The organism is Polycladidibacter hongkongensis (genome assembly GCF_001561995.1).
Classification (GTDB): domain Bacteria; phylum Pseudomonadota; class Alphaproteobacteria; order Rhizobiales; family Stappiaceae; genus Pseudovibrio; species Pseudovibrio hongkongensis.
The window spans coordinates 21,789-34,249 of record NZ_LLWC01000024.1; the positions used below are offsets into that span (position 1 = coordinate 21,789).

Consider the following 12,461-nt stretch of genomic DNA (forward strand, 5'->3'; position numbering starts at 1 on the left):
TGCGTGCTAAAATCAGGCAATTAATCTATTCTAGCTTCCAAGCGAGGTGACAGACGCACGCTGTTTGACTGTCGCCTCGAACTCTCTCTTTCCGTCAAAAAATTCTTGCTTTCCGGTGAACTCGGCCAGAGCCAAAAGGCCTGCAGCCTTGCCGATTTCATTGAGGGGCTGGCGCATGGTGGTGAGCTTTGGTGTGAGATATTGCGCCGCTTCAACATCATCAAACCCCAGAACGGAGAAGTCAGCGGGGGCGGATAGGCCATACTCTTGTGCTGCTTCTATGCCAGCGATTGCCATCTCATCGCTTTGGAAGAAAATGGCAGTGTAGGGCACAGCGCGCTTTTGCAGCTGTTTGAAGCCATCGTAACCGCCCTTAAAGCCAAAGCGGCTTTTGACAACCAGATCCTCATTGAGCTCCAAACCACGTTTTTCAAAGGCACGTCGAAAGCCTTTGGTACGGGCCAATGCTTCATGAAACTCATCGGAGCCGGTGATCATGGCGATCTGGCGGTGACCGCAATCCAGCAGATAGTTTGCAGCGCGCTCCCCGGCGGCTTCATTGTCCAGATAAATGCAGCGCTGGCAGTAACCCTCCAAGTGCCTATTAAGCAGAATGATGGGCTGTTTTTCCTGCAGGAGGGGGCGCAGCTGTGCGTCCGTGAGCTGGTTGGTATGCATAACAATAGCATCGCACTGGCGATCTAGCAGAGAGGTGAGGGCCTCCTGCTCGCCTTTTGCGCTTTCGCGCGAGGATTCTGCTATGGTTTTGTAGCCGTGCACTTCCAACGCTGTTTCAACTCCCTCCAGCATCTGGCCGTAGTAGGTTGAGGCAAAACGGTTCACGATGACCCCTATGGTGCGTGAGGTTTTGCTGGCCAGAGTTCGTGCATAGTGATTGGGCCTGTAGCCGAGTTCCTTGATGGTTTTCTCCACCAATTCCCGGGTTCTTTTGTCTACCTTTTCCGGCTGGTTTATGACCCTTGATACCGTGGCGGTAGAAACTCCCGCAGCGCGGGAAACAGTTGCTAGTGTGACCAAATTGTTATTCGCCAGTTTTTGTTAGACCGGACGCTCCCTATTTTCTCGGCCCTTTTTTCTTGTCGGTTGCTGCGTAGCGCAACTGCAATCATAATCATTCTGATATATGAAAGCGCTTTCATCAAGTGATTTTAAGCGGTGTGGGGGGCAAATGACTGGAATTCGTTGGGTGAACTTAGCCGGGGTTCTTGGTATCTCTATGAAAAAATTGGGATATTTTGTTGGTATTCTGTCATTTGTGCTGTGTTTTTCCAGTGTCAGCCTAGCGCCGTTGGCGGCAGAAGAGAGGCCGCAAAAAACTGTGGTTCAGTTGTCTATCCCTGAAGTCTCGGGGGATTTATGGAAAAAGGGCCGCTTGAAGGCTTCGATAGATTCGCGAGGCGGCATTACACTGCGTGATGAAACGCAGCAGCCATTTGATGACGCGACGTTCTGGAGTTTGCGTTTTAATCAGGCGCTTCCCTTTGGGCGCAAATATTTTGAGATGCGTATTGAGATCGGTGCTTCTCACACGCCGTTGTGGGCGGGCAAGTTGTTGCAGCCCATACTCAACGGGCAGGAAGCTGTGAGCGCGATGGCAGATAATGGCGTGCCCTCGTTTCAGCTTTCACGCGGGCCAGACGGGAAGGGGTTCCTGCCGCCGCGCGCGGGAGTTTTCCGGATGGTTTTGGGTCGCGATGAACTGTCGCTCTCCGAGTTTTCGTTTATGACCGCCGGTGCCGAGGCCACGCAGATAAGGCTGAGTGATTTTCGGATTGTTGTGTGGCCTGAAAAGGATGAGCGCGTATTTGCGCAGCGTCCGCGCGCATCTGCCTTGCCGTTTGCGCCCAACGAGCCCAAAGGGGTGTTCATCGATTGGCGTGATGGGCTCGGCAAAGGCGACGATCTGCAAGAGTTTGCCGATGTGGCGGTGCAACTGGCGGGACCGGTACAAGCTTTGGATGCGCAGGCATTGGCACATGCGGAGCAGTGGTTGGAGACCGTCCCTGTAAGCCGGGTGCGCTCGCGGGCGTCGCATAGCCGGGTTTCCCGCCTTTATCTGGAGCATCTGCAGGACAAGGGGCATTATCAAGTGTTTGTGCCCGCCACGCATGAGCGGACGACAGGGCAGGCAACCGCAATCCAAATTGGTAAGGCTTATGACGCGGTGGCGCAGGAGGCCAAAAAGGCTTGGGGGGCATTTTATACGCTTTCCAGCGGAGATGAGGGGCCCTATGCCGGGGCGCATAGGCAAGACAAAGCTGCGCTGCTTTTCCCTAATGGCGCGCGCAGGATGGATGTTGCAGGCGGTTGGTATGATGCGGGTGACTATGGCCGCTATACGGTGAATGGTGCCTACTCGCTGGCGTTGATGCTAGTGACAGCCTTGCATGCAAAAGATGCGCTACCGGAGGACGTTTCACCGCTGGCAAAGCCGTCGCAGATGAATGATGCTGCGTGGACGAGCAGCTGGCACGCGGTGGCGCTGCATGAGCTGCGCTGGTTGCTTAAAATGCAAAGGGCGGATGGTGCTGTTTATCATAAGGTCGCCAGTCAGCGGTGGCCGCTGGATACAACGACACCCTTTACCGATAGTGCTGACAAGTGGGTCATGCCCGTCACAACAACAGCAACAGCAGATTTTGCCTCGGTGATGTTGTTGGCAAGTGAGGTTTATGCGCAGCTTGGCGGGCAAGGCGCGGATGCTTTGGCGTTCAGGTTTCGCGAAGCTGGGGAGCGGGCGATGACATGGCTTCGGGCGAACCGCGAGCTTGAAATGGTTGAGCTCATGTATGGTGGCTATGAATATGGCGGGCCATATGATGATGACGATGATCTGGACGAGCGCCTGTTTGCGGAGGCAGCGTATTGGTATGCAACTGGGAGTGAAGTTTCCTTGAATTTTATCACGCAGCACTTGGGGGAGATGGTGGTGTCCACCGTGCATCCGAAGAAGGGGTTGGCGTGGGATGAAATGGCGGTGCTGGCGCACTGGGCTTTGTGGACAAAGCGGGATCAATTGCCAGAACAACTGGCAAGCGACGTGGAGCGGGGCCTGCGCAAGGCGGCACATCATGCAAGAGTGCTGATGCAACGGTCATTCTGGGATATTCCCTTGAAAGAGGGGGAGAACACGGTATGGGGGTCGAACAGTGTTTTGGCCGGAACCGGTTGGCATTGGCTGATGTGGGCGCGAGCCAGTGGTGATGGGCGATACAGCGAGAGCGCGGCGCAGCTGCGGCACTGGTTTTACGGAGCCAATCCGCTGGGCCGCACTTATGTAACCGGTGGGCCGGTGTCGGCGGAGGTGGGCTCGGTTACCAAGTTGCCCCATTTTCGACCGGCGATGTCTGGAGCAATCACGATGCCCGCGGGTTTTCTGATTGGGGGGCCAAATACCACCTTCTTAAAGGGCGACCCGGCCTTGGGCAGGCTAAAGGGGAAAGCGCCGCTTCGCGCCTATGCGGACCATCCTGGCTCATTTGCAACCAATGAAATTGCCGTGAACTGGCAGGCGATGTGGGCGGTGTACCTAAGCTTGCTAATGGCAGAGTGGCCATATTTGCGGGAATGATAAAGCGGACCTACGTGATTTTGCGAATCTGAACAAGCGGGCGCAAGAGCTGCCCTTGAGGGTGCAACGTAAAAAAGCTGCGAGATCTAGTGTCATAAAAAGGATATATTCTGGTGTAGTACGTAGCGTCTATCAACTAGTTACAGTCTGCTTCAAATAACTTTAAAAATAACGTCATCGCACTGTAACATTGCTATGGCCTTTGCGTAGTTGAAAACGTAACGCATGAGGTCTTTCGTGATCCAGTTCGAAGCCGTTCGAAAAGAATTTGGCGCCCATGTGGCTGTAAAAGGTGCAAGTTTTTGTGTCGACAAGCCGCAGATGATCGGAATTATTGGCCGTTCCGGCGCTGGCAAGTCCACCTTGCTGCGCATGGTGAACCGCCTGACGCCAGCGACGGCTGGCTCCTTGAAAATTGATGGTGTTGATGTGTTGGCCCTGAAGGGCGCTGAGAAACGCCGCTGGCAGCATGATTGCGCGATGATTTTTCAGCAGTTCAACCTTGTGCCTCGCCTTGATGTGCTGACTAACGTTATGCTCGGTCGGCTCAACAAGCACTCGACAGTAGCCAGCCTTTTAAAAATGTTTAGCCGCGAAGAGCGGGCGCAGGCACTGATGAAGCTGGAGCGTCTTGGTATTGCCGAGACAGCGATGAAGCGGGCGGAGAACCTCTCCGGTGGCCAGCAGCAGCGCGTGGCGATTGCCCGTGCATTGATGCAGGAGCCGAAAATGCTGCTTGCAGATGAGCCGATTGCTTCGCTCGACCCGATGAATGCGCAGGTGGTGATGGATGCGCTGCGGGCCATTCATACCGAAGATGGGCTGACTGTTATTTGTAACTTGCATACCCTTGATACAGCGCGGAATTATTGTGACCGCGTGATCGGGATGCGTGATGGTGAAATCGTATTTGATGGTTTGCCGAGCGAGCTTTCTACCGCTGTTGCCCGCGATATTTACGGGGCAGACGAGAGCTTTGACGAGGCGACAACGAAAACCTCTCTTGCTGGCAGTGGTGCAACGCGTGCCGATGAGGGGGAAGCTGTGGCAGTGATGCCAATACCAGCTTCGATACCGGCCTAAGGGTCTCTTTATTTTTCTAAAAACACATGGAGTGTTCCGATGAAGTTTGTTGCTAAACTGGCAGTTGCTGCTGCTGTTTCTGCTGCTGCACTATCCGGCTCTGCCGCTGTTGCTGCAGACAAGATCACTGAATTCCGTATTGGTATTCTGGGCGGTGAGAACGAGGCGGACCGTCTGCGTTCCAACCAGTGTCTGGTTGATCGCTTTGAAAAGCTGCTGGGCGTGCCTGTTAAACTGTTCCCGGCTGCTGACTACGCCGGTACCATCGAGGGCCTGAAGGGTGGCAATCTGGACTATGCCGAGCTGGGCGCCTCCGGTTACTCCGCAATCTATCTGGCAGACCCGAAGGCTGTTGAGCCGGTTCTGACCACCAAACAGACAGACGGTGCGACCGGTTACTATTCTGTGATGGTTGCTCGCGCTGATAGCGGCATCGAGACCCTAGAAGATCTTAAGGGTAAGCGTCTTGGCTTTGCGGATCCTAACTCCACTTCCGGTTACCTGATCCCGTCCGTTGCGTTTGACGACATGGGCCTGAATGTTAAAGAGTACTTTGCCTCCACCCAGTTCTCTGGTGGTCATGAGCAAAACGTTCTTGCCGTTTTGAACGGTGATGTTGACGGCGGCGTAACATGGGCCTCTGGCGTTGGTGAATGGGAAGAAGGTTACACCTCCGGTAACCTGCGCAAGATGGTCGACAAAGGCATGGTTGATATGTCTGATCTGGTGCAGATCTGGCAGTCACCACTGATCCCGAATGGCCCGCTCGTGCTGCGCTCTTCTTTGCCAGCTGACGTTAAAGAGAAAGTCATCGCTTCCCTGAAAGCCATGGTGCATGACGACACCGAGTGTTTCTATTCCGCGCAAGGCGGCGAGTATGCTGACTTTATCGATGTTGACCACAGCTTCTACAAAACCATTGTTGAAGCGCGTCGTCGCAAAATCGAAGCGAAGAAAAAAGCTAACTAATTAATGCCGGGCGCGGAAAGAGGAGATCTTTTTCCGCGCCCTTTTTGCGCGGGGTTTTTAAGCTGGCAAACAAGTTGCCAGAATACCCTTACTGCCTCTTCAGGAGATGATCGTGGCCGCTAGAGACTTTGTTGCTGCCTCCCCTAAACTCAATGAAATTGAGCTGGCTTACCACCGGGTTTCCCGGCAGCGAAATTTGTACACCTTGTTGCTGTTGGCGGCATGTGTTTTTGCCATCTTTGGCGGGCTGATGATTGCCAATGAAGCCAACTCGGGAGATTTTTGGGTTGGGCTATCGCAGTTTTTTGATTACCCGGTAGATTTGTTTGTTGGTGCCTATGAAAAAGGGTTGGCCGGGCTTGGCAGTCTTGTGGTGCACTACTTCCCCTTTTTGCTTGAAACACTGAATATTGCGTTGGTCTCGACCGTGATTGCCTTTGGGCTAGGGGGCGCGCTTTCCTTTGTTGCGAGCCGCAATCTGGTGCAAAGTCGGCTGTTGGTGTTTTGTATGCGCCGGATCATGGATGTGACACGCGCCTTTCCTGAAATTGTGATTGCGCTGCTTCTGGTGCTCATATTCGGACCGACGCCTGTTGCTGCGGTGGCTGCGGTGACGTTTCACACCATTGGGGCGCTGGCCAAACAGTTTTCAGAGACCAATGAGAACGCAGATATGAAGTCGGTGGAAGGCATTCAATCTGTTGGCGGAAACTGGTTTGAGCAAGTGCGTTTTGGTGTGTTGCCGCAGGTGCTGCCGAACTTCTTCTCCTATGGTTTGTTGCGGCTGGAAATCAATGTACGTGCCTCAGCCATCTTGGGGTTTGTGGGCGCAGGTGGCCTTGGGGCCGAGCTAAAGGCCGTGGTGGATTGGAACTACGGTGCGGACATTCTGGTGATTATCTTCATGCTGGTTATATCAATCACCACAATTGATTACCTCTCTGGCCTTGTGCGCCGGAAACTTATCGGCACAGCCGGTGCGCACTAGGGGATGGATGCTATGAGCAAGACAAATATTGCAGATGTTGAAGCAATGGCAGCGAAGTATCCCGATGTAGTCGCCTTACCGCTGGCGAAGCGGCTGGTTGGCCCGCTGGCGACATTGGCGGTGGCCTGTTATCTGGTTTTCAGCTTCTTTGCCTTTGATGTATCCGGTGTACTTGGCAAAGCGCGGATGGATATGGCTAGCCTTTACGCGCTGGATGCGTACGCACACAAAGTGCATGTGAAGTACCAGTTCAAAAAGCCAGAACAAGGCTACATTGTTTCGCTTGAGGGCAGCAAGCGGGCTGTTTACGAGCAGCATCCAGAATGGGTGCAGACAAATGGCGCAGATGCACAGATTGACCTTGGGGATGACGGGATCTTACAGATATCGGGTGGGATTATGAGCTACAGCCATCCCGATTATGCCGAGCCGCTGCGCTTTGCTGTGGGGGATGGGGTGCCGCGTTATTTGGGCGGTGAACTGCCGGAATGGTTGAAGCTGTCCAAAACCCAAGTGAATGCAAGGCCGACGCTTTACACCCGTATCTGGGCAACCAAAAGCAAGGTGGAAGTGCAGCGCTATTTTAATGGCTGGGAGAACTTCTGGTTTGATTTTGACAGTGTGCTGAATGGTATGAGCTTTGGGCAGATTTGGGCCCTTGTGTTTTCCGCGGAGCGCATTGAGCCCGAGCGTTCTAATCTTTCACTGGTGTTCTCTGAATTCTGGACGAATGCGGAGTGGCAGCATGGTGAGGTAGCTTATGCCCTGTTGCAAACGCTGGTGATGGCGGTTGTGGGTACGTTGATCGGTGGGATCGTTGCTTTGCCGCTGGCCTTTGCAGCGGCGAATAACGTGAACCCTTCCAAGCTTGGCCGTTTTACTCTGCGCCGCTGTTTTGACTTTCTGCGCGGCGTTGACAACCTGATCTGGTCGTTGATTTTCATCCGTGCGTTCGGACTTGGGCCGCTTTCAGGAACGTTTGCAATTTTCTTCACGGATACGGGAACGTTCGGCAAGTTGTTCTCAGAGGCGATTGAAAACGCGGATAAAAAGCAGGTGGAGGGGATGCAGGCAACGGGTGCTTCGCCGGTACAGAAGTATCGCTTTGGCGTGTTTCCGCAGATCTTGCCGCTGTTCGTTTCGCAGATGCTGTATTATTTGGAATCCAACACCCGCTCGGCGACGGTTATCGGCGCGCTGGGGGCCGGGGGGATTGGCTTGAAGCTGCTGGAAACAATGCGCACCCGGCAGGATTGGGAGAATACCACCTATTTGATCGTGCTGATTATCGCGGTGGTGATTTTGATGGACAACATGTCTGGCTGGCTGCGCCGCAAACTAATTGCGGGAGGTGCTGAGGGCAAGTGATACCACTCTTTGTTTGAATTGAGTTAATTGGGGAGGGCAGGTTGCTGCGCTCCCCTTTAACTTGTTCAGCTCTTACTTGCTGAAAACCGAGCGCCAATCCTGCACCATGTCGATGACAGTCCAGCCGTGTTTTTGGGCGTTTGTCATTACTTTATCAGTGTGGCTGTCGTAGGCGGTTTCGCGCTTGTCATCTGTATGGTGTACCAGCAGCGACAGGCCGCCATTGGCGCTGGTGTATTGCAGCATTTGCAGGTCGCCATTGGAATTGCCAGCTGCCAGTGTCGGCGCATGGCCGAAAGTGGCATTGATCAGCCGTGCTTTGGCGCTCCAGTTGTTGATGTATTGAATGCGGTAGGCGCGGGTTATAGCGGTGCCTTCCTCGCGCATGGTGAAGTCACGATGCACACTGGAGCCGAAGACATTTTGCGGCGGGATGCCGTAGAGCTCTTGCGAGAACAGTTTTAGAAAGTCGCCTTCATCGGCGGTAAAGATGTAAACTTGGAACTGATTGTCTTTTAGATAGGTGATCAATTCGCGCATGGGCGCGTAGGTGAGCTGGTTCAGGGGGCGCTTGAACTTGGGGTGCTGCCAGTCCTTGGCCCAGTTGCGTATCCAGTTCGCGTAGTCGTTTGTGGTCATGCCGCCGTAGGGGACCGCCATTAATTGGCCCACAAGAGAGTCTAGTCCCTGATTTTCATAGAGGGCCTTGAAGTAATCCAGTTTTTTACTGGCAATGGCTGTATAAGGTTGCTGTTTTTTGAGCGATGGGTTTTGCTGCATCTGCTCTTTCATGCGTTCAAAATTGGCGAGCACATGGATATAGAGCGGCTTTTCTGTCCACAAGGTGCCGTCATTGTCCAAAGTCGCAATGCGTTGATCTTGTGGTACAAATCGCGGGTTATCCGGATCGATAACGGCTTGAACAAACGCAGTGATCGCGGCTTTGGTTTGCGTGTCCTGCCATGAGGGGAGCGGATCAGCGGCAGAAGCGAGAAGGGATGTTGGCCCGATTGAGCAAATGCCAAGAAAAATGAGCGTGACGGCTCGTTTGAGTGTTTTATGCATCACCTAACCCTCTAGATAGAATTAAGAAAGGACAGTGCGTCCTTCCCTTTTGCTGGTTTCAAAGGTCAAGGGCTATTGATTGACCTCAATGCCTTGCTTCTTCAAGATCGGTTTTACCTTTTCCATCAAACGGAAGCGGTTGATCGTGATCGGGCCGGTATAGGATTCCGATTGCAGTTTGCGGGGCGGGTACTTCTCGTAGCTCTTGACCACCTTCTCCAGCTCTCCCATGAAGAACGGGACGGTCCATGTATTCTCACGGCCAGTGGTCATGAATATATCGTAGCGCTCCTGCGGGTCTTCCCAGAGGTTGTAGACTTGGGGGACAGTGGCGACATATTTTTCAGCTCCGCGCCAGCCGAGTTCCGGTGCTGGTGCGTCGGAGCCAGCTTTGGCGCCATTGTCACCGCGCATGTTGAAGACCGCTTTCCATGGGCCCATGCGAATGGCGCCGGGTGAGAGCTCTTGCTCTGTGAAATAGAGCCAGTGGTTGCGTGAGGATTTGCCTTCGCCAAACAGAACCGGGCTCATATCGTGGCTGTCGAAGATCATGGGTTTGCCTTCTCGATCTTCTTTGGGTAGATCGACGCCCGCAAGCGCGGCGAAGGTGGCCATGAGATCAAGTCCGCCGACGATTTCCGAACTTTTAGAGCCTGGTTCAATTTTCCCTTTCCACTTGAAGATGGCAGGAACGCGCCAGCCACCATCACGGTCAGTGCCTTTGGTACCGCGGAATGGGGTCATGCCAGCATCAGGGTGGACATCTTGCCAAGCGCCATTGTCAACAGTGTAGAAAACGAGTGTGTTTTCCTCGATACCAAGCTCTTTCACCTTGTCGAGCAGCTTGCCGGTATGGAAATCCAGCTCAACGACCTTATCGCCGTATTTGTTTTTGATTGCCGATTTGCCCACAAAGTCCTTGGAGGGTAGGTTGGGCTGGTGGTTGGCAGCCCAATTGATCGACATGAAGAAGGGCTTGTCTTGCTTTGCGAGCCGTTCCAGTTCCGCAATTGATTTTTGCTGGGTTACCGCATCAAGATTGGCAAGGTCTTCGACTGTCATGTTTGCCGCTGTCAGGACTTCCTTGGTCTTGCCGCCAGCTTCTCCCTCTAGGACACCCGTGGTAATTTTGCGAAAGAACGCGCGTTGTTCATCCGACATTTGCGGATTGAACTCTTTCATCATGTAGGTGTAGGCGTTGAGGTGATAGAGAAAAGTGTTCTCCATTTTGTCGTAGCCATGCGCGGTGGGCAAGGCGTAGTCGCTTTCGCCCAAGTGCCATTTCCCCGCGAAGTAAGTGTTGTATCCGGCTTCTTTCAAGAGTGAGGCCAACGTCCACTCAGCGGCTGGAAGACCGCCGCCTTGACCTTGGAAGGCAACTGTTGTCATGCCGGAGCGATTTGGGATACGGCCGGTTTGCATTGCTGCGCGTCCAGGTGTGCACGACGCCTGAGCATAAAAATCGGTAAAGATCATTCCTTCATGCGCCATTTGATCAAGATTTGGCGTATCCATACCTCGCGCCTTGCCGCCGAAATAGGGGCCAAGATCCCAGTATCCGGTATCGTCGGAGATGATCATTAAAATGTTTGGCTTGCTGCCAGCGGCGCTGCTTGTCTTTTCCGCTTGGGCGTAAGTGGAGGAGGGGACAGCGAGCAGGCTTAGCGTCATGGCATATTTTAGCAGTGTATTCATGACTTCCTCTCTTTAGCGACGTGCTTACCAATTCAACGGTGTTTAAGTTGAGGACTTGCTAAAGAGTCTGGTCAATTTCTGCTTACACGATGGCATAAAATATGAGGGATTGCGCTGTTGACTTGGAAATAACTGGTGGGTGGTGTTTGAGTATTTGACAACTTAGCAAGTGTGGTTTGTTGGCGGATTTTGTTTAGGTGGATTGTTGCTTGGTGACATGAATCTTTGTTGTTTGCAGGGCGAGATATTAATTTTATGGATATTGTATATGTGTAGTATTTAATAACTTTGCTTCGCTTATGACTGTTGTAAATTTTGAATTTACAAAAGTTATACGAAGTATGTAATCTCAATCACAATTTAAAATCTATAGTATGCATCTTTATGTGATCAATATCACAAAGTATATAGTGTGATTTAGATGCAACAATACGTAAATTGATCGGTTTTTATCTTCGTTTGCGGGTTCTGCGTCCCTGATTTTCCATTAGACAAGAGCTGCGGACGTTGGTTCGGGACAGGCTTTCTTAGCGAGTATGCCCGGGCTAGGCGTCTGACAGGAATAAATCTCGATGACAACATCGAGCAAAAACAAAGTTTGGAAGATCGAAATGAACTTTAAGGCTCTTGCAATCGCTGCTGCTGCAGCTGCTGCTGCAACTTCTGCTCAAGCTGCTGACCTGCCAGCAGTAGATGCTCCTGTTGATTACGTTCAGGCTTGTGATGCTTTTGGCGCTGGCTTCTTCAAGCTGCCGGGCAAAGACACCTGCATCCGCGTTGGTGGTCGTGTGCGTACTCAGGTTGTTTCCGGCGACCTGAAAGGTGATGCGAACGACTACGAAGGTTACGCAAAAGGTTACCTGCGCCTGACTTCCATGACCGATTCTGAAATCGGCCTGATCAAGACCTACGCAGAAGTATCTGCAGCGCATCACATTCATGGCATTTCCGATGATGCGACTGCCGAAGATGTATACATCCAGATTTCTTCCAATGTTGGTAGCTTCCTGATCGGTAAAACCACTTCGCAGTTTGACGGTTTCACTGGTAAAGCTGCGGTTGGTGTAATCGGCCGTAACTTCTCCGACACCGGCACCTTGCAGGTTTCCTACACCGCAGCTCTGGGTAATGGCGTAAGCGCAGCTGTTGCAGCTGAATCTTCTTCCTACCGTGGCGGTGAAGATCACAAGGTTGACCTTGTTGGTAAGCTGAAAGTTGCACAAGGTTGGGGTTCTGCTCAGCTGGTTGGCGCTTACCACGATGTATATGGTACGGATGATTCCGGTTACGCAGTTGGCGGTACTGTTAACCTCGGCCTTGGCGCTGTTGGTCTTGCTGGTGCGTCTGCAAACTTCCAAGCTCAGTACGCTGACAAGGCAATGGACTACCTCGGCTTTGAAGCTGCTGGAGAAGCAACCCAAAAGGGTTATGCTCTTTCCGCAGGTCTTGGTTTTGCGCTGACCGAAACTGTTTCCTTCGAAGTTGATGGTTCCTACCTGAAAGTGGAAGATTCTGCCGTAGCATTCGACACCAAGCGTTCCGCAGTTGACGGTTCTGTATCTTGGAAGCCTGCTGCTGGCCTGCTGCTTGCAGTTGACGCTGGTTACGCTGAAACCAAAACCGATGCGAAAACAAAAGAAGCAAAACTCGGTGCGCGCGTACAGTACACCTTCTAATCAGTTTACCAGATAAGCTGGTTAT

9 protein-coding genes are annotated in these 12,461 nt (G+C 52.6%); 6 read left to right on the plus strand and 3 right to left on the minus strand.

What is annotated here, in order from left to right; genetic code table 11:
• Nucleotides 1-30: 30 nt before the first annotated feature.
• Nucleotides 31-1,038, minus strand: coding sequence for a LacI family DNA-binding transcriptional regulator (locus tag AYK82_RS11625; RefSeq protein ID WP_082733896.1), 1,008 nt, complete (start codon nucleotides 1,036-1,038; stop codon nucleotides 31-33).
• Between the two features lie 151 nt (nucleotides 1,039-1,189).
• Here AYK82_RS11625 and AYK82_RS11630 point away from each other — a divergent pair, with 151 nt between their 5' ends.
• The 5 genes from AYK82_RS11630 (at nucleotide 1,190) to phnE (AYK82_RS11650) (ending at nucleotide 8,000) form a co-directional block, all read left to right on the plus strand.
• Nucleotides 1,190-3,592 (plus strand): glycoside hydrolase family 9 protein, encoded by a 2,403-nt coding sequence (locus AYK82_RS11630; RefSeq protein ID WP_068315842.1) that lies wholly within the window; start codon nucleotides 1,190-1,192, stop codon nucleotides 3,590-3,592.
• A gap of 237 nt (nucleotides 3,593-3,829) precedes the next feature.
• The gene (phnC, locus tag AYK82_RS11635) at nucleotides 3,830-4,675 is read left to right on the plus strand and encodes a phosphonate ABC transporter ATP-binding protein (RefSeq protein WP_068315845.1); all 846 of its coding nucleotides are present in this window, start codon (nucleotides 3,830-3,832) and stop codon (nucleotides 4,673-4,675) included.
• A 39-nt stretch (nucleotides 4,676-4,714) separates the two neighbouring features.
• Entirely contained in the window at nucleotides 4,715-5,644 is a 930-nt protein-coding gene (gene phnD / locus AYK82_RS11640; protein WP_068315848.1) for a phosphonate ABC transporter substrate-binding protein, read from the plus strand.
• 112 nt (nucleotides 5,645-5,756) lie between these two features.
• Nucleotides 5,757-6,632 carry a phosphonate ABC transporter, permease protein PhnE gene (gene phnE, locus AYK82_RS11645; protein ID WP_068315850.1) on the plus strand — a complete coding sequence of 292 codons (876 nt, stop codon included), beginning with the start codon at nucleotides 5,757-5,759 and terminating at the stop codon, nucleotides 6,630-6,632.
• Between the two features lie 12 nt (nucleotides 6,633-6,644).
• The gene (phnE, locus tag AYK82_RS11650; RefSeq protein WP_208976481.1) at nucleotides 6,645-8,000 is read left to right on the plus strand and encodes a phosphonate ABC transporter, permease protein PhnE; all 1,356 of its coding nucleotides are present in this window, start codon (nucleotides 6,645-6,647) and stop codon (nucleotides 7,998-8,000) included.
• 72 nt (nucleotides 8,001-8,072) lie between these two features.
• Here phnE (AYK82_RS11650) and AYK82_RS11655 read toward each other — a convergent pair whose 3' ends face one another.
• Complete coding sequence (locus AYK82_RS11655) at nucleotides 8,073-9,065, minus strand: HAD family hydrolase (protein WP_068315856.1); 993 nt, start codon at nucleotides 9,063-9,065, stop codon at nucleotides 8,073-8,075.
• A gap of 72 nt (nucleotides 9,066-9,137) precedes the next feature.
• A complete protein-coding gene (locus AYK82_RS11660; RefSeq protein ID WP_068315858.1) occupies nucleotides 9,138-10,760 on the minus strand; it encodes an arylsulfatase in 1,623 nt (540 codons plus the stop codon).
• Nucleotides 10,761-11,332: 572 nt separating this feature from the next.
• Between AYK82_RS11660 and AYK82_RS11665 the strand changes: the two genes are divergently transcribed.
• Nucleotides 11,333-12,436, plus strand: a complete 1,104-nt coding sequence (locus AYK82_RS11665) for a porin (protein ID WP_068315861.1) — start codon at nucleotides 11,333-11,335, stop codon at nucleotides 12,434-12,436.
• Nucleotides 12,437-12,461: the final 25 nt, after the last annotated feature.

Bases quoted from the DNA above. Each gene is read 5' to 3' on its own strand.
- AYK82_RS11665 (WP_068315861.1), top strand. From the start codon at position 11,333: ATGACAACATCGAGCAAAAACAAAGTTTGGAAGATCGAAATGAACTTT.
- phnE (WP_208976481.1), top strand. From the start codon at position 6,645: ATGAGCAAGACAAATATTGCAGATGTTGAAGCAATGGCAGCGAAGTAT.
- AYK82_RS11660 (WP_068315858.1), bottom strand. From the start codon at position 10,760: ATGAATACACTGCTAAAATATGCCATGACGCTAAGCCTGCTCGCTGTC.
- AYK82_RS11630 (WP_068315842.1), top strand. From the start codon at position 1,190: ATGACTGGAATTCGTTGGGTGAACTTAGCCGGGGTTCTTGGTATCTCT.
- phnD (WP_068315848.1), top strand. From the start codon at position 4,715: ATGAAGTTTGTTGCTAAACTGGCAGTTGCTGCTGCTGTTTCTGCTGCT.
- AYK82_RS11655 (WP_068315856.1), bottom strand. From the start codon at position 9,065: ATGCATAAAACACTCAAACGAGCCGTCACGCTCATTTTTCTTGGCATT.